Consider the following 24,238-nt stretch of genomic DNA (forward strand, 5'->3'; position numbering starts at 1 on the left):
GGAGCGGCGCTCAGGGTAAAGCGCCGGGGCTGATCTCCTCCAGCATCTCGGTGACCAGGGCCGCGATCGGTGAGCGCTCGCTGCGCAACAGCGTGATGTGAGCGAACAAGGGGTGCCCCTTGAGCTTTTCGATCACCGCGGCCACCCCGTCGTGCCGGCCGACGCGCAGGTTGTCGCGCTGGGCGACGTCGTGGGTGAGCACCACGCGTGATCCGGTGCCGAGCCGTGACAGCACGGTCAGCAGCACATTGCGCTCCAGCGACTGCGCCTCGTCGACGATGACGAACGAGTCGTGCAGCGATCGCCCGCGGATGTGGGTCAGCGGCAGCACCTCGAGCATCCCGCGGGACAGCACCTCTTCGAGGACCGCGGGGCTGGCCAGTCCTTCGAGCGTGTCGAAGACGGCCTGCGCCCAGGGGCCCATCTTCTCGCTCTCGCTGCCGGGCAGGTACCCGAGGTCCTGCCCGCCGACGGCGTACAGCGGCCGGAACACCACGACCTTGCGTTGCGTGCGGCGTTCCAGCACCGCCTCCAGCCCGGCGCACAGCGCCAGCGCCGACTTGCCGGTGCCCGCCTTGCCGCCGAGCGAGACGATGCCGGCCGATTCGTCGAGCAGCAGGTCGAGCGCCACCCGCTGTTCGGCCGAGCGGCCGCGCAGCCCGAACACCTCGCGGTCACCGCGGACCAGTTGCACCCGCTTCTCGGCGTTGACCCGGCCCAGTGCGTGCGAGGTGCCCCCGAGGAGCCGAACCCCGGTGTGGCACGGCAGGTTTCGAGCGGCTTCCAGATCGATCTCACCCTCGGCGAAGAGCATGTCGATCTCGTCGGAGGAGACCTCGACTTCGTCCATGCCCGTCCATCCGGACGTGATGACGTCCTGGGCGTGGTACTCGTCGGCGGACAGGCCGACGGCGCCGGCCTTCACGCGCAGCGGGATGTCCTTGCTGACCAGCGTGACGAGCTTGCCCTCGGCGGCGAGGTTGGCCGCGACCGTCAGGATGCGCGCATCGTTGCTCTCGGTGCGGAACCCGGCCGGCAGCACCGACGGGTCGCTGTGGTTGAGCTCGACGTGCAGCGTACCGCCTTGTGTGCCAACGGAAACCGGCTGATCGAGCCGCCCGTGTTCCAGCCGCAGATCGTCGAACATCCGCAGTGCCTGCCGCGCGAACCAGCCAAGCTCGTGGTGATGCCGCTTGGCTTCCAGTTCGCTGATGACCACCAACGGGACCACGACTTCGTGTTCGGCGAACCGCGTGGCCGCCCAGGGATCGGACAGCAATACGGAGGTGTCGAGCACATAAGTACGAACCGCAGTTCCCACGGCCGAATCAGTCACGTCGCGCTCCTCGTGCTCGCGCGGCCCCGCACGAACCCTCGGCGGACACTGCGGCACTGGGACCGGGGCCGGTCCTCTCGTGATCGAAACGATCGGTACCGCCCGGATAGCAGAGCATGTCGCTAGCCATCGAAAGCGACGCTACTCCCGTCGCCGCATGTGCGCCGCGCAGGCGCGCCGTGGCTGCCAGTTACCGCGAGGTGAACTGCGCCAGCGTCGGTTCGCCGCCCAGCCCCCACGCCGCGATCCGGTCGGCGATCACCTGGCGCAGTTGGTCGGGCCCGAAGATGCCGGCCTCGGCGATGGTGGCCACCTTGTCGGCGTAGGCGTCGATGTCACCGCCGACGACGCCGAGTTCGGCGGCGCGGCGGCCGACGGCCTCGACGGTCTCGTCGCGGCTGGTGCTCAGCAGGTGCGCGACGAGGTTGGCGAAGAACTCCTCGTGCCGCTCCTCGTCGCGGGCGATGCGGCCGATGAGGCCCTTGAGGACCGGCTCGGCGATCTGTGCCTCGAGGTTGCGGCAGTACACCGCGTGGGCCCGTTCGAAGAAGGCCATGAAGACCAGCCGCTCGATCTGGCTGTAGGTGTCGGCGCGGTAGCCCTTCATCACGTGTTCGACGCGGACGTCCTCGTTGGCCGCGGGGTCGATCTCACGGGTGACGACGAGGTAGTTGCGCAGCGCGACGGCGTGCAGGTGCTCCTCGGCGGTCCAGCGGCCGATCCACCGTCCCCACTTCTCCTCGAGGATGAAGCTGAAGACGAGCTCGCGGTGGTAGCCCGCGAGGTTGTCCTTGGTGATCAGCAGGATCTCCAGTGCGTCGGTGATGTGCTTGGGCAGCGTGACCTGCGCGGGATCCCAGTCCCGACCGCCGAGGAACGCGAAGTTCTCGCCCTGGTCGAAGGGCACGTAGTCGTGCGCGTACCAGAGATCCTCGGTGTCGACGTGGCGACGCAGCTCCTGCTGCACGACCGGCTCGAGTTCGAGGATCAGCGCATTGGGTACAGGTTTCTGTGCCATGCGGTTACAGTAACTCAATTCTGTGGGAATCGTAAAATTTCGATCCCGGGCGCCGCGTGTCTACAGCGTGAGCCCCGGATACAGCGGGTTGGCGGCCAGCAGCTCGGCGGCCGCGCCGTGCACGCGCTCGGCCAAGCCGTCGGCCATCACATATTTGGCCTTGGAGGTCCCCTGCGGCTCGGTGTAGGACAGCACGTCGACGATCAGCTCGGCGACGCGGTCGAAGTCGTCGGCCCCGAATCCGCGGGTGGTCAGCGCCGGCGTGCCCAGCCGGATGCCGCTGGTGTACCAGGCGCCGTTGGGGTCGGCGGGCACGGAGTTGCGGTTGGTGACGATGCCCGCGTCGAGCAGCGCGGACTCGGCCTGCCTGCCGGTCAGCCCGAACGACGTGACGTCCAGCAGGACCAGGTGGTTGTCGGTGCCGCCGGTGACCAGCCCGGCGTCGCGCTTGAGGAAGCCGTCGGCCAGGGCTTGGGCGTTGTCGGCGACGCGCTGGGCGTAGGCGCCGAACGCGGGCTGGCGGGCCTCGGCGAGCGCGACGGCCTTGGCGGCCATGACGTGCGACAGCGGCCCGCCGAGCACCATCGGGCAGCCCTTGTCGACGGCATCGGAGTACTCCTGCTGGGCGAGCACCATGCCGCCGCGCGGACCACGCAGCGACTTGTGGGTGGTCGTCGTGGTGACGTGGGCGTGCGGCACCGGGTCCTCGTCGCCGGTGAAGACCTTGCCCGCGACCAGTCCGGCGAAGTGGGCCATGTCGACCATCAGCGTGGCGCCGACCTCGTCGGCGATCTCGCGCATCGTGGCGAAGTTGACGCGCCTCGGGTAGGCCGAGTAGCCGGCCACGATGATCAGCGGCTTGAACTCCCGCGCCGCCTGCGCGACGGCCTGGTAGTCGAGGAACCCGGTATTCGGGTCGGTGCCGTAGCTGCGCTGGTGGAACATCTTGCCGGAGATGTTGGGCCGGAAGCCGTGGGTGAGGTGCCCGCCGGCGTCCAGCGACATGCCGAGCAGCCGCTGGTTGCCGAGCTTGTTGCGCAGCGTCTCCCAGTCCGCCTCGGACAGATCGTTGACGTGTTTGGCATTGAGCGCCGCCAGTTCAGGACCTTCTATGCGGGTGGCCAGGATGGCCCAGAACGCGACGAGGTTGGCGTCGATGCCGGAGTGCGGCTGGACGTAGGCGTAGGGCGCGCCGAACAACTCGCGGGCGTGCTCGGCGGCCAGCGCCTCGACCGTGTCGACGTTCTGGCAGCCCGCGTAGAAGCGGTGCCCGATGGTGCCCTCGGCGTACTTGTCGGAGAACCAGCTGCCCATGGTGAGCAGCACCGCGGGTGAGGCGTAGTTCTCGCTGGCGATCAGCTTGAGCGAATCCCGTTGATCGGCAAGCTCTTTGCGGGTCGCCGCCGCGATGCGGGGTTCGACGGACTCGATGACCTGCAGCGCGGCCCGGTAGGCGGCGCTCGCGGTCTCGGCGTACTCCGCGCCGGGAGCAGCTGCGTTCGAGGTCACGGGGTCAGCAGTCATGGGTTCAGCCTAACCGGCACGCCAATCCTGCATTCTCGCGAGACGTACGCCAGGGCCGCTCGAAGGCCGGCCACCACGACCGTGGTGTACGTCTCGCGAACCGCACCCGGGAATCAGGTCGCCCGCAGCGACGACGGGATCAATGGCTCGTCCAGCAGTGTCCCGAATCGCTGCGTCAGGCTCACGCCGTCGGGCCGGGCGTCGAGCCAACCCCGCAGCAGCCGGTAGCCCTCGACGTAGGTGCTGGTGTAGGCCCGCCACAGCGGCGAGGACAGGAACCGCAGCATCTGGCGGGCGCGCTCGTCGTTGACCAGCAGCCACTGCTTGAGGAAGGCGACGACGTCGTCGACGTCGCGGTGCTCGTCGTGCAGCATCAGCGCCGCGTCCTGGCGCACCTCGGCCAGGGCGGCCGTCGCGGCCGACACCGCCTGCGCGCGTTCCCCGTCGAACCGTAGCCCCAGGTCGGCGTAGATCTCGGCGGCCCAGGCACCCCAGTCCGGCCCGATCGCGGCGTACAGCGCCAGATCGGCCAGCCCCTCGGCCATCAGGCACTGCGGCGTGTTGACCAGGAAGATGGTCTGCTCGGCCTGCCCCCTGCGCTCGACGAGGCCCGCCTCCTTGCGGCAGTGCTCGGTGTGGTGCCCGGGATAGGACTCGTGGGCCACCAGCCGCGGCAGATTCGACATCTGCTGTTTGAGGTCGGCGTTGACGGCGACGGTCGACTTGTAGTCACCGAGGTAGTAGTTGAACCCCGACCACGGCTTGTCGGTGACCACCTCGTAGGTGATGGTCTCGGTGTCGGGCAAGGGGAACTCGGCGCGCACCCGGTCCCGCAGCGCGCTGGAGAACGCGTGGATGCACTCCTCGAGGCGGTCGGGCGGGATCTCCTCGCCGGACCGGTAGGCCTGAACGCGGTCGGCCAGTGCGCCGGTGCCACCCACCACCTCGTCGAGCCGGCGATGCGCCTCGCGGTACTGCTCGGGGTCACCCTTGCCGATGCGCACGTCGAAGTAGGCCTCGACCTCGTCGACGAAGCCGACCTCCTCGCCGGCGAACTTGCGGCCCGCGCACGCCAGCGCCCGCAGGTGGGCGCCGACGTAGTCCGCGCGCGCCTGCTCCAGCCCGTCGACCGCGGGGAGTTCGGCCAGCAGACGCTCGGCCTGCCGGGCCAGCTCGGCCGGGTCGGGTTGGGGTTCGGCGGCCACCGCGCGGCGAAGCGCCGGATCGCCGGTGAACGAGTCTACGTAGCCGTCCTCCACCCGGTCGAAGCGCAGACCGAGCAGCAGGTACTCCCGTATCAAGGTGCTGGCGTCCATGTCGTCAACGGTAAATGCAAGACTGAGCGCATGGCGCGGCTGAGTGAACCCAGCCCATACGTGGAGTTCGACCGGAGTCAGTGGCGAAACCTCCGCATGTCGACTCCGCTCAAGCTCTCCGAGGACGAGCTGGTCAAGCTGCGCGGCATCGGCGAGAAGGTGGACCTGCTCGAGGTCGAAGAGGTCTATCTGCCGCTGGCCCGGCTGATTCACCTGCAGGTGGCGGCGCGCCAGCGGCTGTTCGCGACGACGGCGGAGTTTCTCGGTGAGCCCCAGCAGAATCCGGACCGACCGGTCCCGTTCGTCATCGGTGTCGCGGGCAGCGTGGCCGTCGGCAAGTCGACCACAGCCCGTGTGCTGCAGGCACTTCTGGCCCGCTGGGAGCACCATCCGCGGGTCGACCTGGTCACCACCGACGGGTTCCTGTACCCCAACGCCGAGCTGGTGCGCCGAAATCTGATGGGCCGCAAAGGCTTTCCGGAAAGCTACGACCGTCGCGGGCTGATGCGGTTCGTCACGGCGGTCAAGTCGGGCGCGGACAAGGTGTGCGCACCGGTCTACTCGCACCTGATCTACGACATCGTGCCGGGCGAGAAGCAGATCGTCGCGCACCCGGACATCCTGATCCTCGAGGGCCTCAACGTCCTTCAGACGGGCCCGACGCTGATGGTGTCGGACCTGTTCGACTTCTCGGTCTACGTCGACGCCCGCATCGACGACATCGAGCAGTGGTACATCGACCGGTTCCTTGGCCTGCGGTCGACGGCGTTCGCCGACCCGGCGTCGCACTTCCACCACTACGCCACGCTGACCGACGAGCAGGCCGTGTTCGCCGCCAGCGACATCTGGCACTCGATCAACCGGCCCAACCTGATCGAGAACATCCTGCCGACCCGGCCGCGGGCGACCCTGGTGCTGCGCAAGGACGCCGACCATTCGATCAACCGGTTGCGGCTGCGCAAGCTCTAATGCTTGCGGCCCGTCCGGCAGCGCCGAACGGGCCGCAGCGACAAGCGGTTACGCCTTGATGCGGCGCCACCCCTGGTACTGCAGCTCGGCCATGACCAAGGTGTACACCCCGGTGGCCAGGGTGAGCACTACACCGACGGTGGTCAGCGGGATGACGTCGGAGACGACGAGAACGACGGTGGCGACGGCGAAGACGACGTTGCCCACCGCCAGCACGATGCCGGACAGTTTCACCGACGGCATGGCGGCGAGGCCGAGCACCGCCAGCGAGAAGACGATGAAAAACGCGCTGATCGAGTACTCGAACGCTTTGGTGGTGCCCGAGATCTCGGCCAGCCAGCCCGCGAGCGGGATGCCGGCGACGCCCACCAGGCCGCTGATGGTCGCGTCGAGGCGCATGGCGAAACGCAGCAGCGAGTCGGTGGACCCGGTGAGCTTGGGTGTCGTGATGGCGGACATTGGTTGGTTCCTTTCGTGGTGGGGATGGACGACCGTTCCGGAGCCGACGCCGCAACCTCTCACGACGGCGGCTCCGGACCAGTCATGTGGAGGTCACGTCGAGACGACGCACCCCGAGGTACTGGGCGTAGGCGAAGGCGAGCGTGGCGCCGGCGAACGCGACCGTCGCGGCGACGCCGAAGGGCGTAAGCGGCAGCCAGCCCGCGACGAGCACCACCGCGACGGTCACCGCGAACGCGACGTTGCCAGCCAGCACGCCGACGCCGACGCGCCGGACGTTGCGCACCCGGGCGGCCAGATACAGCGCCGTGCCGTAGGCGACGAGCGCGGCTCCCCCGATCCACTCGCTGGTCGCCGACAGGCCGGACAGCCGCGAGAGCGGGTCGGCGGTCATCGCGATGACGAGACCGAGTGCGGCGCACAGTGTTGCGTCGGCGCGCAGGGCGAACCGCAGTAGCGAGTCGGTGTCCTCGACGGGGCGGGTGGTGACGGTGGTCATGTCGCCGACAGTGCTCGGATCCCGCTGCCAGATCGACGCCAACCGCTGCCAGTTACTGCCAGCCGCAGGTCAGCGGGCTCAGTCCTGCGCGGTCACCAGGCTGCCGCGAAGATCCGCGGCGATGAGGCGCGCCGCGGCGTTCTGCCAGTTGTGCAGCGACCGCTGCGGCACCTCGGTGACGAACCACTGCCAGGCCTGCCGGGCCACCGGGTCGAGCCCGGCGGCGGTGGCGTTCTGCGCGTAGGCCCGCACGCCCACGACGTACGGGAAGTACAGCGAGTTGTAGTACCGCCACTCCTCGGTGGTACCGAAGTCGCCGCCGTCGCGCGGCTTGAGCCGGGCGATGCGGTCGGCCAGCAGCGCCTTGAGTTCGTTCGCGCGCTCGAGTGGCTGATCGAGCGCACCGCGGGCGGCCAACCGCTCGTCGATGACCGGCAGCTTGGTCAGCGGGCTGGCCACGAGCTTGGACAGGTCGCCGTAGTGGCCGAGGGCGCGTCGGGTGAGCCGGGCGAAGGTCTCCTCGTCGACGCCGTCGAGCGGGCTGTCCCTGCGCAGCGGCAGCGCGGCCTCGGTGCTGCGCAGCGCCGCCCGGTCGGCGCGCAGCGCAGGCGAGCGGGAGAACGCCAGGCGGTCCAGCACACCCGCGAGCGGGTCGGCGAGCACGTTGACCGCGATCGCGATGCCGAGGCTGGTGAACAGCAGCACCGTCAACGCGGTGTCGTGCCCGGTGACGGCCAGCACCACCAGTGCCTGCCCGCCGAACAGCACGGCCACCACGGCCGTCGCCGCGAAGGACCGGAGCATGTCGGCACGCAGCGCCTGGCCCTCGTCGAATGCGTCGCCGATCGCGACCGCGACGCCCAGCACCGCGACGTCGAACCCGGTGCCCGCCAGCGCCAGCCAACTGGGCACCAGGCCCAACGGGATGATCAGGATTGCGTTGCCCAGCGCGAAGAACAGCGTCGCGATCACCACGAAACCGACCACCGGGCCCGGCTGCGACCGGCGTATCACCGCGTGCACCATCGCACCCAGCGTCGACAGCGAGATCGCGGCGAGCATCACCCAGTGCCCGAGGCGCAGCGGTCCGTCGACGCTCCCGGCCATCGCCGCGCCGGCGAACGCGACAGCGGCGACCACCGCGACCAAGCCGACCTCGCCCGCCCTGCTGCGCCACGTGTCGCGCGGACGCGACAGTTCGAGGAGCACGGCGAACCACGCGATGCCCGGCACGGCGACCAGGTAGATCTCGATGCGGCTCAGTGCGTCGGCCCCGCTGATCGTGCGCACGGCGTCCAGCGCGACCACCGCGGCGAAACTGGTCAGCCCGATCGCGGCGAGCACCAGGACAGGCTTGCGCGGATCACGGGCCAGCAGATACAGCCCCAACCACCAGCTCAGCGTGAAGACGACCGCCGAGAGCGCAGCCATGATCACATGCCGTATCGGCGGTGGCGCGCGGTGTAGTCGCGCAACGCGCGCAGGAAGTCGACGCGGCGGAACGCCGGCCAGTAGGCCTCGGTGAACCACATCTCCGAGTACGCGCTCTGCCACAGCAGGAAGCCCGACAGCCGCTGCTCACCCGAAGTGCGGATGACGAGGTCGGGATCGGGTTGTCCGGACGTGTAGAGGTTCTCCGAGATCGCGTCGATGGTGACGGCTTCGATGAGCTGTTCACCGGTCCTGCCGTTGGCCAACTCCTTGGCGAGCAGTTGGCGAACGGCGTCGACGATCTCCTGTCGACCGCCGTAGCCGACCGCGAGGTTGACATGGAAGGTCTGGGCACGCGCTTCCGACTGGGTCGAATCGACGGCGTCGCGCAGCCGGCGGGCCGGCTCCTCGCCGATGAGCTCGAGGTCGCCGACCGTGCGCACACTCCAGCGGTTGGCGGGGGCGCAGATCTCCTCGACGACGTCGGTGATGATCTCGATCAGCGCCGAAAGCTCCTCGGGGGCACGCTGCAGGTTCTCGGTGGACAGCAGGTAGACGGTGGCCATCTCGACGCCGGCCTCCTGACACCAGCGCAACATCTCGGCGATCTTGCGCGCGCCCATCCGATAGCCGTAGCTGACGTCGTGGTGTCCTGCGTCACGCGCCCAGCGGCGGTTGCCGTCGCACAGCACCGCGATATGCCGTGGCAGTTCGGATTTCGACCGCGCAAGTTCCTGCCGCAACCGCATCTCGTAGAGCCGGTAGGCCGGCTCCTTGAGGCGCGGGGGAATGAGCTCCACGAAGATCCAGACTACTGTGAATAGCGGCAACCCCCCGCAAATAGTGCAGGCAATAGTGGAGGTGAGATGACCCGATCCATCGACGCCACCGACTCCGACCAGACCCGTAAGCCGCACGGACCCGCCGAGGACCTGCCCGAAGCCGTCGTCGACGGTGTCGCCACATTCATCGGCAAGCCGCGCGCACGGGGCTGGATCCACGTCTACGCCGCGGTCATCGCGGCGATCTGCGGGGCGACGCTGGTGTCGGTGTCATGGTCGATGCAGTCGACAAGGGCCGGCATCGCGACGCTGATCTACACGCTGACGATCGTCGCGATGTTCGCGGTCAGCGGGGTCTATCACCGGGTGATGTGGAAGTCACAGACCGCACGCAAGTGGATGAAGCGCCTGGATCACTCGATGATCTTCGTGTTCATCGCGGGCAGCTACACGCCGTTCGCGCTGCTGGCGCTGCCGTCGACCGACGGCATGGTGTTGTTCTGGATCGTGTGGGGCGGCGCGATCGCCGGTGTGCTGCTCAAGTGCTTCTGGCCGTCGGCGCCGCGCTGGGTCGGCGTGCCCCTCTACATCCTGCTCGGTTGGGTCGCGGTGTGGTTCATCGGTCCGATCATGCACGGCGCGGGGGTGGCGGCGGTGGTACTGCTGATCGTCGGCGGCGCGCTCTACAGCATCGGCGGCGTGCTGTACGCGATGAAGTGGCCCGACCCGTGGCCGACGACGTTCGGCCACCACGAGTTCTTCCACGCCTGCACGGCGGTGGCCGCGATCTGCCACTACATCGCGATGTGGTTCGCCGTCTTCTAGAGCTGGGTGACGTTGTCCGGGCCCCAGTAGGCCTTCATCGACGCGATCCGGCCCTCGTCGTTGAACGTCATGATGCTGATGATGTCGATCGCCATCTTGTTCTCGCCGAGGTCGACGGTCAGCGTCCAGTGGAACGCCGTCTCGTTGCCGAGCGCGCGCAACGTGATGACGTCGGCCTGGGCACCGGTGGTGGGAAGGCTGTCGTAGAACCGGCGGATGGCGGGCCTGCCGATGTGCACCTCGGTGCCGACGGGATCCTCGACGGTGGCGTCGTCGGCGTACAGCTCGGCGACGTCATCGGCCTTGCCCTGCGCGGCAAGCGCCAGGTAACGGTTGACGGTCTTGGCGTTGTCTTCCGGGGTCGGCATGGGCCGAACGCTACCGGGGATCGAGCGCGGCGGCGAGATCCCCGGCGCCGGTGACCGGCAGATCGCACGTCCGGCCGCGGCAGACGTAAGCAGCATCGGCGCCCCCGATGCGATCGCGGTCGCGCAGCAACTCCGACGAATCGACCGGACCGCCGACGACGACGGCCCCACCCGGTGCGAGCCTGCGCGCGGCGGCGAGCAATTCGGAACTCGGTGCAGCGCAGGCCACCGCGATCTGCAGCGGTCCGCGCACCGCCGCCTCGGCGACCGCGAGCCAGTGCCCGCCCGACCGCGGCAGGCGGGCCAGTATCTGGGTGGCGCCGGCCAGCGTGACCTCGGCCGCCGCGCCGTAGCGCCCGGCGCGGTCCGCGGGAATCAGATGTGCCGCGACCAGCAGCGCCTCGGCGACCAGCGATGCACCCGCCGGCGTCGCACCGTCGAGCGGATCGGCGGGGCGCACCATCAGCGCCTCGGCGTCGTCGGCCGTGTCGAACCATCGGCCCTTGCGATCCGGGTCGGCGAAGTGGTCGAGCGCGATGTCGAGCAGCGCGGTCGCCGCGTCGAGCCACGAAGCCTCACCGGTCATCTGGTGCAGCGTCAGCAGCCCGGTCGCCAGCGCGGCGTGGTCTTCGAGGATGGCGGCGCTGTCGCCCACCACTCCCCCGAGGCTGGCACGACGCAGTCGCCCGCCCACCATGTGCGCGTCCAGCAGTGACCGCGCGCATTCCGTTGCGGCGCCAAGCAATTCCGGTGCCTCGAGCGCGACGGACGCCTCGGCCAGCGCGGTGATCGCCAGCCCGTTCCACGCGGTGACGACCTTGTTGTCGCGACCGGGCTGCGGCCTGGTCAGCCGGGCAGCCAGCAATGCGGCGCGCACCCGTTCGAAGCGTTGCGGATCGTCGGGGTCGCGTGGGAGCTGCAGCACCGACGTGCCGTGCTCGAACGTGCCGGCAGCGGTGACCGCGAACACCTCGGCGGCCCAACGGCCGTCGTCTCCGCCGAGGACTTCGCCCAGCTGCGCGGGGGTGAACACATACGTCAGCCCCTCGACACCGGCCGCGTCGGCGTCCAACGACGAGGCGAACATGCCATCCGCGCCGAGGTCGTCGATCATGAACCGGGCCGTTTCCCGAGCGACTCTGTGCGCCAATGGATTTCCGGTACGCCGCGCCCAGTGCGCGTAGACGCGCAGCAGCAGCGCATTGTCGTAGAGCATCTTCTCGAAATGCGGCACCACCCAGAACGCGTCGACGCTGTAGCGCGCGAAGCCGCCGGCCAACTGGTCGTAGATACCGCCACGGGCCATCGCCGTGCAGGTGCGTTCGACGGCGTCCAGCGGCGGCGCGTCACCGGTGCGTTCGTGGCTGCGCAGCAGCGCCTCCAACAACGCCGACGGCGGAAACTTGGGCGCCGCAACTTGATTCGTGATGAAGCCGCCGCGATCGACGTCCTCGTCGGCCAGCACGGCCGCGACCGCGTGGTCGCACAGCGCCGGTTGCACCGGCGGCGCCGTCATATTGCTCCTCGCGTGCGCACCGCCCGGCAGCGCCGTCGCCATCGACCGCAGCTCTTCGGTGATCCGGTCGGACGCCTCCTCGACCTCACCGCGGCGGGTCCGCCAGGTGTCGCTCACTGCGGCCAGCAGCTGCAGGAAGTTGGGCTTCGGGTAGTAGGTGCCGCAGAAGAACGGCCTGCCGTCAGGGGTGAGGAAACACGTCATCGGCCAGCCGCCCTGACCGGTCAGCGCGACGGTGGCGTTCATGTAGACCGCGTCGAGGTCGGGCCGCTCCTCACGGTCGACCTTGATGCAGACGAAGCCCTCGTTCATCGCCGCGGCCACCTGGTGGTCCTCGAACGACTCATGGGCCATCACATGGCACCAGTGACACGCCGCGTACCCGATCGACAGCAGGATCGGAACATCGCGGTCGGCCGCCTCGGCCAGCGCCTCGGTCGTCCACTGCTGCCAATGCACCGGATTGTCGGCGTGCTGGCGCAGGTACGGGCTGGTGGCCCGCCCGAGCTTGTTTTCCCGAGAGAACTCAGCCGGGCTCACGTTTGGTCCCGCCGGGGTCCGGCGTGGTCCCGTCAGCCGGCGTATCCGGGTCCGCGCCGGCGGTGCCGTCGTCGGCGGGCCGGTCCGGATCGGGACGTTCGGTGTCGAACGACTTCGGCAGTTTGCGCAGGTGCTTGTTCATCGACCAGATCAACAGGAACGTCCCGATCAGCAGCAGCACCACGACGAGCAGCCCGAACGGGCTGGCCTTGCCGAAATCCGGCCCGGTGTCCCGTGGCGGGTTCTGGGCCAGCAGATCGACGGCGAGCGCGAAGGTCATCGCTCCTCGATTCCGGTGAACAGGTCGGATTCCGGCAGCGACACCGGTACCCGCGAGCGGGCCAGCTCGTACTCCTCGGTCGGCCACAGCCGCTGCTGCCAGTCGATCGGCGCGCGGAAGAAGTCGCCGTTGGGGTCGATCTGGGTGGCATGGGCCCGCAGCGCGTCGTCGCGCACCGCGAAGTACTTCGCGCACTCGACGCGGGTGGTCACCCGCTTGGCGAAGATGTCGTGGTCCGGATCCCAGTGCTTGAGCCACTTATCGAACGGCCCGACCTCGCCGTACTTGGCGAACTCGTCCTGCAGCAACTGCATACGCTGGCGCAGGAAGCCGTGCGTGTAATACAGCTTGCGGACGTTCCACGGGTCGCCTGCGTCGGGGAACAGCCGGTAGTCGGCCGCGGCTTCGTAGGCGGCCACCGAGACCTCGTGGCAGCGGATGTGATCGGGATGCGGATAGCCGCCGTTCTCGTCGTACGTCGTCATCACGTGCGGCCGGAAGTCGCGCACCACGCGCACCAGCGCCTCGGTGGGCTCCTCGAGCGGCACCACGCCCAGGCAGCCGTCGGGCAGCGGCGGGGGTGGATCGCCCTCGGGCAGCCCGGAGTCGACGAAGCCCAGCCAGTGGTGCTCGACGCCGAGAATCTCGGCGGCCTTGGCCATCTCGTCGCGGCGGATCTGGGCCATCCGGCCGTGCACCTCGGGCAGATCCATCGCCGGGTTGAGGATGTCGCCGCGCTCGCCACCGGTGAGCGTCACCACCAGCACCCGCACGCCTTCGTCCGCGTAGCGGGCCATCGTGGCGGCGCCCTTGCTGGACTCGTCGTCCGGGTGGGCGTGCACGGCCATCAACCGCAGTTCGCTCAACCTGATCTGCCTTTACTCTTCGCTACCTGTCGCCATCGGCCCGTTCCGACACCTAACAACTCACTGGAACTTCCCAGTAGTCCCTATAGTTCCAGTTCTGTAGATCCATCCGACGAGGAGCCTGGAAAAGGGCCTAGAAAAGGGCTTCGAAACACGATGATCGAGCGTCCGGCCGCGCGCTACGGGCGCCGGCGACTGTCCGGACCGCAGCGCCGCTGGATCGCGGTCGGGCTGGCGGTACTCGTCGTCGTGGCCGGGGTGATAGTCGCGATCGTGGCATCGGGACGGTTCGGCAGCGCCGGGGTCAAGGGTGAACTCGGCGGATATCGACTGGTCGACGACCAGACCGTCGAGGTGACGATCACCGTCACCCGCGACGACCCGTCCCGGCCCGTCGCCTGCATCGTGCGGGCCCGGTCGATCGACGGCAGCGAAACCGGGCGCCGCGAGGTGCTGGTGCCGCCGTCGCCGCAGGCCACGGTGCAGGTGACGACGATCGTCAAGGCCGGTCGCAAGCCCGTCGTCGGCGACATTTACGGATGCGGCACCGACGTGCCGACGTACCTGGTGACCTCGTGAAACCACAGTGCAGCGGCGTGCGCAACAAACGCCGAACTGCGAATTCGTGAAAATCGGCTGTCCGTGCGGTGTTAGCATGGTCTGTGTACACGGTTCCCGCTGGGACCGTGTATTGCTGCTTTTAGTGCTCTGATTGGGGCCTGACGAACGCGGCAATACACGTCAAAACTCCCGGGCGCCGTACCACGAGGCTTCTTACGCGAACGAGCGCGAGAACACCGCTAGACCAAGAGGGACAGGAGCGCGACATGACCGACACACAGGTCACTTGGCTGACGCAGGAGGCGTACGACCGGCTGAAGGCCGAGCTGGACCAGCTCATCGCTCACCGCCCGGTCATCGCCGCCGAGATCAACGACCGCCGCGAAGAGGGCGACCTGCGCGAGAACGGCGGCTACCACGCCGCCCGCGAGGAGCAGGGCCAGGAAGAAGCCCGCATCCGCCAGCTGCAGGAGTTGCTGAACAACGCCAAGGTCGGCGAGGCGCCCAAGCAGTCCGGCGTCGCGCTGCCCGGTTCGGTGGTCAAGGTCTATTACGACGACGACAAGAACGACACCGAGACGTTCCTGATCGCGACCCGCCAGGAAGGGGTCAGCGACGGCAAGCTCGAGGTGTACTCGCCGAACTCGCCGCTGGGCGCGGCGCTGATCGACGCCAAGGAGGGCGAGACCCGCAGCTTCACCGTGCCCAACGGCAACACGGTCAAGGTCACGCTGGTCAAGGCGGAGCCCTACCGCGGCTGACGGCGGTTAAGGTCCGCTCATGGCGCAGATCGCCGAGGACCTGTTCCTGCTCCTGCTCGACAACGCGTCCGCGCAGCCGGCGCTGGATCGGCAACGCCGCGAGCGCGTGCTGTCGGCGGCCGTGCTGCTGGATCTGGCGCACGCCTGCCGGATCCGGCCTGCGGTCAACGGTGAGCCGGTCGAGGCGGGCCGGCTGATCGCGCTGGCCGTGCCGGGCATGCCGGACCCGGTCACCGAGCCCGCGTTCCAGCTGTTGCAGCGACGTCCGCTGCGACCCGCGACGGCAGTCAAGAAGCTGTCCAAGCACACCGAGGGTCACGTCGCCGGCTTCCTCGAGCACACCGGCCAGATCCGGCGGATTCGCCTGCCCGACAAGCCTTCCGGCCACCCATACGCCTGGCCGCTGATGAACCGGCAGCGGGTGGACACCGCGCGGGCGGCGCTGTTGTCGGCACTGTTCGACCGCAATCCGCCCGCGCCGACGACAGCGGCGATCATCTCCTTGCTGCACGCGGTGGACGGCCTCGGCGCGCTGCTCAGCCTCAACGACCGAGGCTGGCGGTGGGTGCACGCCCGGGCGGGTGAGATCGCGCTCGGCAGTTGGGTCGACGAGTACCCGACGGCGCTGCCGGAGGTGAACCTGGCCGTCACCGCTTCGGCGGTGCGTCAGGCACTGGGGTGAGCGTCAGGCGAGCGCCTGCTCGAGGTCGGCGAGCAGATCGGCGACGTCCTCGATCCCGACCGACAGGCGCACGAGATGCTCGGGCACCTCGAGCTGCGAGCCCGCCGTGGAGGCGTGTGTCATCGCGCCCGGGTGCTCGATCAGCGACTCGACACCGCCGAGCGACTCGGCGAGTATGAAGATTTCTGTGCGCGAGCACAATTCGCGAGCAGCCTGGGCTCCCCCGCGCATCCGCACCGAGATCATGCCGCCGAAGCCGGTCATCTGCCTGGCCGCGATCTCGTGGCCAGGATGCCCCGGCAGGCCGGGATAGAGCACGGTTTCGATCGCCGGGTGCCCGTCGAGAAACTCGGCGATCACCTGAGCGTTCTCACTGTGCCGCTGCATGCGCAGCACCAGGGTCTTGAGCCCGCGCATGGTCAGGTAGGCGTCGAACGGGCCGGGCACCGCGCCCGCACCGTTCTGCAGGAACCCGAACGCGGCGTCGAGATCCCCGTCATTGGTCAGCAGCGCACCGCCCACCACGTCGGAGTGCCCGCCGATGTACTTGGTGGTGGAGTGCAGCACGACGTCGGCCCCGAGCAGCAGCGGCTGCTGCAGTGCGGGCGAGGCGAACGTGTTATCCACCAACACCTTCGTATTCGCCGCGGCCAGCGCGGAGATGGCCGCGATGTCGGCGATGGACAGCAGCGGGTTGGTCGGCGTCTCGACGAGGATCAGCTTCGTGTTCGGGGTGATCGCCGCGCGCAGCGCGTCGAGGTCGGCCAGCGACACGGCGGTGTAGCCGATGCCCCACTGGGTGAACACCTTGTCGATCAGGCGGAAGGTGCCACCGTAGGCGTCGTCGGGCATGACGATGTGGTCGCCGGGTCGCAGCATCGCACGCAGTGCACAGTCGGTCGCGGCCATGCCGGACGAGAACGCCCGCGCGTAGGCGGCCTCCTCCACCGCGGCGAGCGAGGCCTCAAGCGAGGCCCGCGTCGGATTGCCGGTCCTGGCGTACTCGAACCCGCCGCGCAGACCGCCGACGCCGTCCTGGGCGAAGGTCGAGCTGGCGTAGATCGGGGCGTTCACGGCGCCGGTGGCCGGGTCGGGCGCGAATCCGGCGTGGATGGCCTTCGTGGATAGTCCGGTGGCCAAGCCGTGCCTGTCGTGTTCGGTCATCACCGCTCAGGGTAGCGAGCGGACCGACCCCTCCAACGGCCCGCACCGAACGCCGAACCGCTCGCGCACGGTGTCGAGGTTTCTGCGCATGTGCTCGCGCTCCCTGCGGTGCGTCAGCGTGAACTTGGCCAGCGCCATCATCCGGCGCGGCAGGGGATACCAGCGGTCGAAATCGAGCCCGCACTCGCTGAACACCTTCGCGGGCACGCCGTCGGAGATCAGGCTCAAGTTGTACTGCGCGAGCGTCAGCAGCGCGTACGGGAACACGGTGCGTGACTTGTGCACCAGTTCCTGGCCGTCGAGTTCGTAGAGCCCCGTATCGCGCAGGCTGTCGGTCATCAGCAGGTGCGTAAGGAAGTAACCCGCATATGAGCTCAAATGCATTGCTGCCGAGCGCAGTTGAATGGAAAGCACCCGCCCACCCGACGACAGGTAGGGCTCGTAGGGATACTCCCGGTGCGTCACATAGCCCGTGCAGTTCACGATCCAGCTGCCCGGCTGGATCGCCCTCGTCGCCCCGCTGCGCAGCACCATCTCGGTCGAGACGCCGCGGTCGACGACATCGACGAAGTGGTCCATCACGACGTCGTTCAGGCCGGCGGCTATCGTCTCGGCCTCCGCTTCGGACAGCACGCCCAACAGGTAGTTGCCGGTGGTCGCCGTCAGCCAGGTGCCGTAGGTGGCGCGGTGCCAGTCCCACACGGCCGCCTCGTTGGTCCCGTCGAAGCGGCGGGCCAGCTCCATGCCCCAGCTGCTGAGCGGTTCGCCGCCCCACCACCGCCGCAGGCCGGTCGGGAAGAACTTGTCGCGGCTGCCGAAGAAGGTGCCCGACCCGGCCACCAGGTTGACCTCGCGGCCCGGGTACTCGGCGACCAGGGTGTGCGCGGTGTCCATCGCGGTCTTGCCGCCGCCGATGATCCAGACCGGCGCCCGGCTGTCGGCGATGTCCCCGCCGCGCATGTCGCAGAAGTCCGGTGACACCGACCTCACGCGACCGCTGGAGGTTCTCAGCGGGTCGTTCGGCAGCACGCGCAGGCCGTACGCCTTGATCAGCCGCTGCGCATGCACCACCAGCTGCCTGCCGTCCGGGGCGCGGCAGTGGACCCGGACGAAGGCGTCGGTCTCCTCCTCGGATTCGGCGTCCCAGCCGAAGAACTCGTCGACGCGGACGCGCTGCCTGAGCACATCGCGACAGTGCTCGAAGTGGTCGAGCACTTCGGCCTTGGTGGCCAGGTACTCGCGCCTGCGGCCGAGAGTCCACTCGATGTTGCCCGCGGTGAACATGCCGTGGGGCTGGTGCAACCGCACGTAGGGGTACGTGTCGACCCACATGCCGCCGACGCGCTGCCTGCGGTCGATGACGATGACCCGCTGGTCGCGGGACAGGTGTCGGCTGGCGGCGAACAACGCGTTCATGCCGGCCAGACCGGCGCCGACGATGCAGACGTCACACGTCTGAGTGTCTGGCTGCGCGGATTGCTGCGGTACGGACACCGGCCGCCCCTTCCTGCTCGTCAGCGGGTCGATTCCGACGATTCGCCGTCGCCACGGAGCGGGGTAGCGTAGTCGGCTACTCGACTGTTTGCGGGGCGCCGGGGGCCGGCGGTGTAGACATGGACCCATGAGCGCTGCCACCCGCCTCGACGACCTTCTCGACCTGGACTCGCTTCTCACCCCGGAAGACGTCGAATTGCGCCAGACGGTGCGCCGGTTCGGTGAGCAACGGTTGCGCCCCTTCGTCTCGGAGTGGTTCGAGACCGGTCAGGTTCCGGTCCGTGAGCTGGCCTCCGACCTCGGCAAGCTCGGACTGCTCGGCATGCACCTGAAGGGATACGGCTGCGGCGGGTCGACGGCGACCGCCTACGGGCTGGTCTGCCAGGAACTCGAGGCGGTCGACAGCGGCCTGCGCAGCCTGGTGTCGGTGCAGGGGTCGCTGGCGATGTTCGCGATCTACCGCTGGGGCAGCGAGGACCAGCGCAACCAGTGGCTGCCCGCCATGGCCACCGGCGACGTGATCGGCTGCTTCGGGCTGACCGAACCGGACTTCGGATCCAATCCGGGCGGCATGCGCACCACCGCCAAGCCGGACGGGTCGGACTGGATCCTCAACGGCTCGAAGATGTGGATCACCAACGGCTCGGTCGCCGACGTCGCGATCGTCTGGGCCCGGATCGATGACGGCGCGCAGAAGAAGATCGCCGGATTCGTCGTGCCCGCGGGCACGGCGGGCTTCTCCGCCAGCGACATGACCCACAAGCTGTCGTTGCGGGCGTCGGTGACCTCCGAGCTGCACCTCGACGACGTCCGTCTGCCCGCCGACGCCAAACTGCCCGACGCGCACGGACTCTCGGGCCCGCTGAGCTGCCTGTCGGAGGCGCGCTTCGGCATCGTGTTCGGCAGTGTCGGTGCAGCCAGGGACTGCCTGCAGACCGCGCTCGACTACGTCGGCACCCGCGAGGTGTTCGACAAGCCGCTGGCCGCCTACCAGCTCACGCAGGCCAAGATCGCGGACATGGCGGTCGAATTGGGCAAGGCCCAGCTGCTCGCGCTGCACCTGGGCCGGCTCAAGGACGAGGGCCGGATCAAGCCCGAGCAGGTCAGCTTCGGCAAGCTCAACAATGTGCGGGAGGCGATCCAGATCGCCCGCCAGTGCCGAACCCTGCTGGGCGCCAACGGGATCACGCTGGATTATCCGGTCATCCGGCACGCCAACAACCTGGAGTCGGTGCTGACGTACGAGGGCACTTCCGAGGTGCACCAGATGGTCATCGGAGAGGCGCTGACCGGGGTCAGCGCCTTCCGATGAGCATCGTCAGTACTGCTGCGGGGTGGTCTGCGGTCCCGGCGGCAGCGGCTGCGGGTTGAGCTCGGCGACCTGGCCGCCGCTGAGCTTGCGGTAGGCGTACACCTCGATCAATGCCACCAACGGGATTGCCACGAGCAGACCGACACCGCACAGCACCGCGCCGGCGATCGCCACCACGAGCACCACGAGGAAGGTCAGCAGGACCTGGACGAAGTTGTTCTTCGCGATGTCGAAGCTCGTTTTGATCGCGTCGATCGGCGACAGGTTGCGGTCGAGCAGCGCGATGACCGTGAACATGGTGAAGATCGCCACGACCAGGCCGGGCAGGATGCACAGGGCGAACCCGATCGAGGTCAGAATTCCGACGATCAAAGTCGCGACGATCACACTGCCGACGTTGCGGGGCTTGAAGAACGACCCGATGCTCACCGGCCGGCCGTTGGCCACGTCCAGCATGCCGCTGTAGTACGCGGATTGGATGGCGCCGCCGACCACCAGCGCGACGATCCAACCGACGATCGTGACCGCGAGGCTGGCCGGGCCGGACACGTTGTACGAGAATGAGAAGCTGCTGTCGTCGGACATGTAGGTCGTCGACTCCGGCGAGACCGCGGCCGACAGGAATCCGAAGATGAACTGCAGCGCGACGACGATGAGCCCGTAGACCAGCGTAGCCACGATCATCGCTACGGCGTTGCTGCTGAACTTGCCCCACGCCCAGCTGAACGCTTCTCCGACGCTATACGACGGTGCGCCACCGAATCCCGGCCCGCCGGGCGGCGGATAGCCACCTTGCTGCTGAGGCGGGTAACCGTAACCGCCCTGCCCGGGCGGCGGGTAGCCGCCCTGTTGCGGCGGCGGCGGGTAGCCGGCGCCCGGGGGCGGCGGAGGGTAGCCGCCCTGTTGCGGAGGCGGCGGATAGCCACCCGGCGGCGGCGCAGGCGGGTAACCGCCACCCGGTGGCGGCGGATAGCCACCGCCCCCCGACGGGGGTGGCGGCGGGTAGTTGCCTCCCGGCGGAGGCGTCGGCGGGTGGTTTCCCTGCTGAGGGGGCGGTTGATCAGACATGCGACCTTCCAGGTTGACTGGTTACAGCGGGAGGCAGACGGTGCTGATGATCTTATCGGCGATCGTCTGCCGCTTGGCATCCCAGAGTGGGAACAGATAACCGATATAGCAGATGGCGGCGTCGATGATGTGCGCCAGCTGCCGCACGATGGACATACCGAAACCGATTGGCTGGCCGGTCTTTTCGCTGACCACCTTGAATTTCAGGATCGACTTGCCGATGCTCGAGCCCGTCGTGCCCTGGCGGTAGCCGTAGTTCCAGATCACGTAGGCGAGAACGAGAATGGACGTGACCGCGACCGACAGCTGGCCGACCGTGGACGCGCCCGTCGCGCAGAACTCACCGAGGTCGTACTCCGAGGTGTCGGTGAGGCACGCGGTTTCCTGGGTGCCCAGCAGCAGCGCATAGCCGATGCCCTGCAGGACGAAGATCGGGATGGAGTCGATCAGCCATGCCAGTAAGCGGGTGAACCACGAGGTGTAGGCCTCCTTCGGCAGCGCGGCCGCCGGCGCCTGTCCCGCGAATCCCGTACCGGCTTGCGGTGGAGGCGGATACGCGCCGCCCTGCGGCGGAGGCGGGTAGCCACCGGGGGGTGGCGGAGGCGGCGGATAATTCCCGGGTGGCGGTGGCGGTTGATCGGTCATGAACGCCTTCCAGTCTTTGTCTTAGCTGGGAATGAGCGTGCTTACCCTACCGGAGAAGTGGTTTTGCGCAGGGCTTTCTGAGCGGAAGTTGATCATGTGCCGCAACGTCCACGACGGTATGGCGAAGCCGGTTCGAGCCGGCCCGTTGTCCAGTCGTTCGGCAGGCTTCGTAAGTCGGGTTATCGAGGACGGCGGGTGCTGCCGTCGGACAGGAAGCCCAGTAGGTCGTGACGGGTGAGCACGCCCACCGGCTTGCCCTCCTCGACCACCATCACCGCATCGCACTCGCGCAATGTCTTGGCCGCGTTGCTCACCAGCTCGCCGGCGCCGATCAGCGGCAGCGGCGGGCTCATGTGCTGCGACACCGCGTCGGCGAGATGGGCCCTGCCCTCGAAGACCGCCGAGAGCAGTTCGCGTTCGGATACGCTGCCCGCCACCTCACCGGCCATCACCGGCGGTTCGGCGCCGACGACGGGCATCTGCGAGACGCCGTACTCGCGCAGGATGCCGATCGCGTCGCGCACGGTCTCCGACGGATGCGTGTGCACCAGGTCGGGCAGCGCGCCGGACTTGCCCCGCAGCACGTCCCCGACCGTCGACTCCTCGACCGAACCGTCGAGCCGGCTGCGCAGGAATCCGTAGGACGACATCCACGCATCGTTGAAAACCTTTGACAGGTAACCTCTTCCGCCGTCAGGCAGCAGGACCACGACGACCGAGTCGGGCCCGGCCCGCTCGGCGACCTTGATCGCCGCGACCACGGCCATCCCGCACGACCCGCCGACCAGCAGGGCCTCCTCGCGTGCCAGTCGCCGCGTCATGTCGAACGAGTCGGCGTCCGACACCGCGATGATCTCGTCGGGCACCGTCGGGTCGTAGGCCGACGGCCAGAAGTCCTCACCCACCCCCTCGACCAGATAGGGCCTGCCGGTGCCGCCGGAGTAGACCGACCCCTCCGGGTCGACGCCGACGATCTTGACGGGACCTTCCGGACGTCCACCGGACACTTCCTTGAGATAACGGCCGGCGCCGGTGATCGTGCCGCCGGTGCCGACGCCCGCGACGAAGTGGGTGACCTTGCCCTCGGTGTCGGCCCAGACCTCCGGGCCGGTGGTCTCGTAGTGGCTCGCCGGTCCCATCGGATTGGAGTACTGGTCGGGCTTCCAGGCGCCGTCGATCTCGGTGACCAGGCGGTTGGAGACGCTGTAGTAGCTGTCCGGGTGGTCGGGCGGCACGGCCGTCGGGCACACCACCACGTCGGCCCCGTACGCGCGCAGCACGTTCTGCTTGTCCTCGCTGACCTTATCGGGACAGACGAAGATGCACTTGTACCCGCGCTGCTGGGCGACCAGGGCCAGTCCGACGCCGGTGTTTCCGGAGGTCGGCTCGACGATCGTGCCGCCCGGCTTGAGTTCACCGCTGGCTTCGGCGGCGTCGATCATCTTCACGGCGATGCGGTCCTTGGCGCTGCCGCCGGGGTTGAGGTACTCGATCTTGGCCGCGACCACGCCGGCACCCTCGGGGACGACGGAGTTCAGCTGTACCAGGGGGGTATTGCCGATTAGCTCACTGACGTGCCGGGCGATCCGCATGACTCCATCGTGTCAGGCGGCGCGACGACTTACCACGTGGCCTCTCGGATGTAGTCGCCGATCTGACGCAGCGAGCGGTTCGCCTCGGGGACCGCGGGCGCGCCGAGCTGGAAGACATGCATCTGACCGGGCCAGACGTGGATCTCGACCAGTACGCCCGCCGCGGCCAGTCGTCGCGCGGCCTTGCGGGCGTCGCTGATCAGCACCTCGGACCCCGAGACGTGGATGAGCGTGCGCGGCAGGCCGGGCTCGATGTGGTCGAGCGGTTCGTAAACCGCCTCGGGCTTGCCGTCCACCAGATGCCGCCCGGCCGCTTCCCGGACGAGGTCGACCAGGGCGAAGAACGCCCGCGGGGGGAACATCGCGTCGGTGCGGATGTTCGGATGGTTCGCTCGCGCCTCGTTGTCGACCTCGAACAACGGCGACATGGTCACCATCGCGGCGGGCACCTCGCCCTGAAGGCCCTCGCGCTGCAGCCGCTCGGCGAGCGCCAGCGCGAGGTAGCCGCCCGCGGAATCACCGGCGAGCACGATCTGGTCGGGCTGATAACCCTTGAGGCGCAACCACTTGTACGCGTCGTAACAGTCGTCGAGCGCCCGGCCGACGGAGTGCTTCGGGATCATCCGGTAGTTGACGATGAGCACCGGGCAGTCGGCGTAACCCGACAGCGCCGTCACGAGTCGACCGTGCGAGTTGGTGCCGCAGGTGAGGAAGGCACCGCCGTGCAAATAGAGGACGACGGCCCGGTTGCCGTCGGCGGGCAGCACACCGGGCGCCCGCACGAGTTGCGCGGTGCAGTTCGGCAAAGAAATGGTCGCCCGTACGGTGCCGGGAGTGGGCCGGGCGACGCGGGCGACGAAATCCACCAGTCCCCACGGCCACGGCAACCTCGGTGCATAACTTCCGATAGCTAGCGTCGGACGAATAGTTAGCATGGCGGCGAGCGAAGCGAGCCGTCCCGCGATGCTCGGGCCGTCCTCGAGGACCTCGACAGGCGCTCCGTCGCTGACCGGAAACTTGCGCGGTTTACGCGCTTGAACTGCAGATATGGCGGGATATCGGGTGTTGCCCACCTTGCTCGGTGCGGTCATGACAACCACTTCCTCAGACAGTTAAGCCGTCGTGGTACGCAGTGCGCCTAATTTACTGAGCGGGACCCGTATCTTAGCTTGACACTCTACGTCCATTTCAACAATTGACGAGTCGAATTCGATACCGGTCTTGATACCG

23 protein-coding genes and 1 pseudogene are annotated in these 24,238 nt (G+C 68.4%); 6 read left to right on the forward strand and 18 right to left on the reverse strand.

Annotated elements, in window-relative coordinates; all coding sequences use genetic code 11:
* Positions 1-10 precede the first annotated feature (10 nt).
* The 4 genes from ABGB19_RS05740 to ABGB19_RS05755 form a co-directional block, all read right to left on the reverse strand.
* Positions 11-1,321: a PhoH family protein gene (locus tag ABGB19_RS05740; RefSeq protein ID WP_347685638.1), complete on the reverse strand. Its 1,311-nt coding sequence runs from the start codon at positions 1,319-1,321 to the stop codon at positions 11-13.
* A gap of 205 nt (positions 1,322-1,526) precedes the next feature.
* Positions 1,527-2,354 (reverse strand): acyl-ACP desaturase, encoded by an 828-nt coding sequence (locus tag ABGB19_RS05745; RefSeq protein ID WP_347684928.1) that lies wholly within the window; start codon positions 2,352-2,354, stop codon positions 1,527-1,529.
* Between the two features lie 60 nt (positions 2,355-2,414).
* The gene (locus ABGB19_RS05750) at positions 2,415-3,878 is read right to left on the reverse strand and encodes a glycine hydroxymethyltransferase (protein ID WP_347684929.1); all 1,464 of its coding nucleotides are present in this window, start codon (positions 3,876-3,878) and stop codon (positions 2,415-2,417) included.
* A 113-nt stretch (positions 3,879-3,991) separates the two neighbouring features.
* The gene (locus tag ABGB19_RS05755; protein WP_347684930.1) at positions 3,992-5,194 is read right to left on the reverse strand and encodes a DUF885 domain-containing protein; all 1,203 of its coding nucleotides are present in this window, start codon (positions 5,192-5,194) and stop codon (positions 3,992-3,994) included.
* 30 nt (positions 5,195-5,224) lie between these two features.
* On the opposite strand from ABGB19_RS05755, the gene coaA reads away from it, so the two are divergent.
* Positions 5,225-6,163 (forward strand): type I pantothenate kinase, encoded by a 939-nt coding sequence (coaA, locus tag ABGB19_RS05760; protein ID WP_347684931.1) that lies wholly within the window; start codon positions 5,225-5,227, stop codon positions 6,161-6,163.
* Positions 6,164-6,211: 48 nt separating this feature from the next.
* On the opposite strand, the gene ABGB19_RS05765 is transcribed toward coaA, so the two are convergent.
* From ABGB19_RS05765 to ABGB19_RS05780, 4 genes are all read right to left on the reverse strand, one after another.
* A complete protein-coding gene (locus tag ABGB19_RS05765) occupies positions 6,212-6,622 on the reverse strand; it encodes a hypothetical protein (protein ID WP_347684932.1) in 411 nt (136 codons plus the stop codon).
* Positions 6,623-6,704: 82 nt separating this feature from the next.
* Entirely contained in the window at positions 6,705-7,121 is a 417-nt protein-coding gene (locus tag ABGB19_RS05770; protein ID WP_347684933.1) for a hypothetical protein, read from the reverse strand.
* 78 nt (positions 7,122-7,199) lie between these two features.
* Complete coding sequence (locus ABGB19_RS05775; RefSeq protein WP_347684934.1) at positions 7,200-8,552, reverse strand: hypothetical protein; 1,353 nt, start codon at positions 8,550-8,552, stop codon at positions 7,200-7,202.
* A gap of 2 nt (positions 8,553-8,554) precedes the next feature.
* Complete coding sequence (locus ABGB19_RS05780) at positions 8,555-9,352, reverse strand: (2Z,6E)-farnesyl diphosphate synthase (protein WP_347684935.1); 798 nt, start codon at positions 9,350-9,352, stop codon at positions 8,555-8,557.
* Positions 9,353-9,418: 66 nt separating this feature from the next.
* Here ABGB19_RS05780 and ABGB19_RS05785 point away from each other — a divergent pair, with 66 nt between their 5' ends.
* Positions 9,419-10,159 (forward strand): hemolysin III family protein, encoded by a 741-nt coding sequence (locus ABGB19_RS05785; protein WP_347684936.1) that lies wholly within the window; start codon positions 9,419-9,421, stop codon positions 10,157-10,159.
* Here ABGB19_RS05785 and ABGB19_RS05790 read toward each other — a convergent pair.
* The 4 genes from ABGB19_RS05790 to mca are packed head-to-tail and all read right to left on the reverse strand — an operon-like array spanning position 10,156 to position 13,729.
* Positions 10,156-10,527, reverse strand: coding sequence for a nuclear transport factor 2 family protein (locus tag ABGB19_RS05790; protein ID WP_347684937.1), 372 nt, complete (start codon positions 10,525-10,527; stop codon positions 10,156-10,158). The two genes, ABGB19_RS05785 and ABGB19_RS05790, sit on opposite strands and share 4 nt — an antisense overlap.
* A 10-nt stretch (positions 10,528-10,537) precedes the next feature.
* Positions 10,538-12,583, reverse strand: coding sequence for a thioredoxin domain-containing protein (locus ABGB19_RS05795; RefSeq protein ID WP_347684938.1), 2,046 nt, complete (start codon positions 12,581-12,583; stop codon positions 10,538-10,540).
* Positions 12,570-12,863 carry a hypothetical protein gene (locus tag ABGB19_RS05800; RefSeq protein ID WP_347684939.1) on the reverse strand — a complete coding sequence of 98 codons (294 nt, stop codon included), beginning with the start codon at positions 12,861-12,863 and terminating at the stop codon, positions 12,570-12,572. The genes ABGB19_RS05795 and ABGB19_RS05800 overlap by 14 nt, the downstream gene beginning before the upstream one ends.
* Positions 12,860-13,729: a mycothiol conjugate amidase Mca gene (mca, locus tag ABGB19_RS05805; RefSeq protein WP_347684940.1), complete on the reverse strand. Its 870-nt coding sequence runs from the start codon at positions 13,727-13,729 to the stop codon at positions 12,860-12,862. The genes ABGB19_RS05800 and mca overlap by 4 nt, the downstream gene beginning before the upstream one ends.
* Before the next feature lie 156 nt (positions 13,730-13,885).
* Between mca and ABGB19_RS05810 the strand changes: the two genes are divergently transcribed.
* The 3 genes from ABGB19_RS05810 (at position 13,886) to ABGB19_RS05820 (ending at position 15,733) form a co-directional block, all read left to right on the forward strand.
* Positions 13,886-14,308: a DUF4307 domain-containing protein gene (locus ABGB19_RS05810; protein ID WP_347684941.1), complete on the forward strand. Its 423-nt coding sequence runs from the start codon at positions 13,886-13,888 to the stop codon at positions 14,306-14,308.
* A gap of 248 nt (positions 14,309-14,556) precedes the next feature.
* Complete coding sequence (greA, locus tag ABGB19_RS05815; RefSeq protein WP_347684942.1) at positions 14,557-15,051, forward strand: transcription elongation factor GreA; 495 nt, start codon at positions 14,557-14,559, stop codon at positions 15,049-15,051.
* Between the two features lie 19 nt (positions 15,052-15,070).
* Positions 15,071-15,733, forward strand: a complete 663-nt coding sequence (locus ABGB19_RS05820) for a GPP34 family phosphoprotein (RefSeq protein WP_347684943.1) — start codon at positions 15,071-15,073, stop codon at positions 15,731-15,733.
* 3 nt (positions 15,734-15,736) lie between these two features.
* On the opposite strand, the gene ABGB19_RS05825 is transcribed toward ABGB19_RS05820, so the two are convergent.
* Positions 15,737-16,897 (reverse strand): cystathionine gamma-synthase, encoded by a 1,161-nt coding sequence (locus tag ABGB19_RS05825; protein WP_347684944.1) that lies wholly within the window; start codon positions 16,895-16,897, stop codon positions 15,737-15,739.
* A gap of 6 nt (positions 16,898-16,903) precedes the next feature.
* Entirely contained in the window at positions 16,904-18,391 is a 1,488-nt protein-coding gene (locus ABGB19_RS05830) for an NAD(P)-binding protein (protein ID WP_347684945.1), read from the reverse strand.
* Positions 18,392-18,518: 127 nt separating this feature from the next.
* Between ABGB19_RS05830 and ABGB19_RS05835 the strand changes: the two genes are divergently transcribed.
* Positions 18,519-19,703: an acyl-CoA dehydrogenase family protein gene (locus tag ABGB19_RS05835; protein ID WP_347684946.1), complete on the forward strand. Its 1,185-nt coding sequence runs from the start codon at positions 18,519-18,521 to the stop codon at positions 19,701-19,703.
* Positions 19,704-20,528: 825 nt separating this feature from the next.
* Here the strand turns inward: ABGB19_RS05835 and ABGB19_RS05840 are convergent.
* The 4 genes and pseudogenes from ABGB19_RS05840 to ABGB19_RS05855 form a co-directional block, all read right to left on the reverse strand.
* Positions 20,529-20,771: pseudogene (locus tag ABGB19_RS05840) on the reverse strand (hypothetical protein); the annotation flags it as partial.
* A gap of 21 nt (positions 20,772-20,792) precedes the next feature.
* Positions 20,793-21,416 carry an RDD family protein gene (locus ABGB19_RS05845; protein ID WP_347684947.1) on the reverse strand — a complete coding sequence of 208 codons (624 nt, stop codon included), beginning with the start codon at positions 21,414-21,416 and terminating at the stop codon, positions 20,793-20,795.
* A 179-nt stretch (positions 21,417-21,595) separates the two neighbouring features.
* Positions 21,596-23,008, reverse strand: a complete 1,413-nt coding sequence (locus ABGB19_RS05850; protein ID WP_347684948.1) for a cystathionine beta-synthase — start codon at positions 23,006-23,008, stop codon at positions 21,596-21,598.
* 29 nt (positions 23,009-23,037) lie between these two features.
* On the reverse strand, positions 23,038-24,099 hold the full coding sequence (locus ABGB19_RS05855) for an alpha/beta hydrolase (RefSeq protein ID WP_347684949.1): 1,062 nt from the start codon (positions 24,097-24,099) through the stop codon (positions 23,038-23,040).
* Positions 24,100-24,238: the final 139 nt, after the last annotated feature.

Origin of the sequence: Mycobacterium sp. B14F4 (assembly GCF_039871645.1) — a bacterium.
Taxonomy (GTDB): domain Bacteria; phylum Actinomycetota; class Actinomycetes; order Mycobacteriales; family Mycobacteriaceae; genus Mycobacterium.

Bases quoted from the DNA above. Each gene is read 5' to 3' on its own strand.
- ABGB19_RS05755 (WP_347684930.1), bottom strand. From the start codon at position 5,194: ATGGACGCCAGCACCTTGATACGGGAGTACCTGCTGCTCGGTCTGCGC.
- ABGB19_RS05775 (WP_347684934.1), bottom strand. From the start codon at position 8,552: ATGGCTGCGCTCTCGGCGGTCGTCTTCACGCTGAGCTGGTGGTTGGGG.
- ABGB19_RS05790 (WP_347684937.1), bottom strand. From the start codon at position 10,527: ATGCCGACCCCGGAAGACAACGCCAAGACCGTCAACCGTTACCTGGCG.
- ABGB19_RS05745 (WP_347684928.1), bottom strand. From the start codon at position 2,354: ATGGCACAGAAACCTGTACCCAATGCGCTGATCCTCGAACTCGAGCCG.
- ABGB19_RS05765 (WP_347684932.1), bottom strand. From the start codon at position 6,622: ATGTCCGCCATCACGACACCCAAGCTCACCGGGTCCACCGACTCGCTG.
- ABGB19_RS05835 (WP_347684946.1), top strand. From the start codon at position 18,519: ATGAGCGCTGCCACCCGCCTCGACGACCTTCTCGACCTGGACTCGCTT.
- ABGB19_RS05850 (WP_347684948.1), bottom strand. From the start codon at position 23,008: ATGCGGATCGCCCGGCACGTCAGTGAGCTAATCGGCAATACCCCCCTG.
- ABGB19_RS05845 (WP_347684947.1), bottom strand. From the start codon at position 21,416: ATGACCGATCAACCGCCACCGCCACCCGGGAATTATCCGCCGCCTCCG.
- ABGB19_RS05800 (WP_347684939.1), bottom strand. From the start codon at position 12,863: ATGACCTTCGCGCTCGCCGTCGATCTGCTGGCCCAGAACCCGCCACGG.
- greA (WP_347684942.1), top strand. From the start codon at position 14,557: ATGACCGACACACAGGTCACTTGGCTGACGCAGGAGGCGTACGACCGG.
- ABGB19_RS05750 (WP_347684929.1), bottom strand. From the start codon at position 3,878: ATGACTGCTGACCCCGTGACCTCGAACGCAGCTGCTCCCGGCGCGGAG.
- ABGB19_RS05855 (WP_347684949.1), bottom strand. From the start codon at position 24,099: ATGACCGCACCGAGCAAGGTGGGCAACACCCGATATCCCGCCATATCT.
- ABGB19_RS05825 (WP_347684944.1), bottom strand. From the start codon at position 16,897: ATGACCGAACACGACAGGCACGGCTTGGCCACCGGACTATCCACGAAG.
- ABGB19_RS05785 (WP_347684936.1), top strand. From the start codon at position 9,419: ATGACCCGATCCATCGACGCCACCGACTCCGACCAGACCCGTAAGCCG.
- ABGB19_RS05810 (WP_347684941.1), top strand. From the start codon at position 13,886: ATGATCGAGCGTCCGGCCGCGCGCTACGGGCGCCGGCGACTGTCCGGA.
- coaA (WP_347684931.1), top strand. From the start codon at position 5,225: ATGGCGCGGCTGAGTGAACCCAGCCCATACGTGGAGTTCGACCGGAGT.
- ABGB19_RS05820 (WP_347684943.1), top strand. From the start codon at position 15,071: ATGGCGCAGATCGCCGAGGACCTGTTCCTGCTCCTGCTCGACAACGCG.
- ABGB19_RS05770 (WP_347684933.1), bottom strand. From the start codon at position 7,121: ATGACCACCGTCACCACCCGCCCCGTCGAGGACACCGACTCGCTACTG.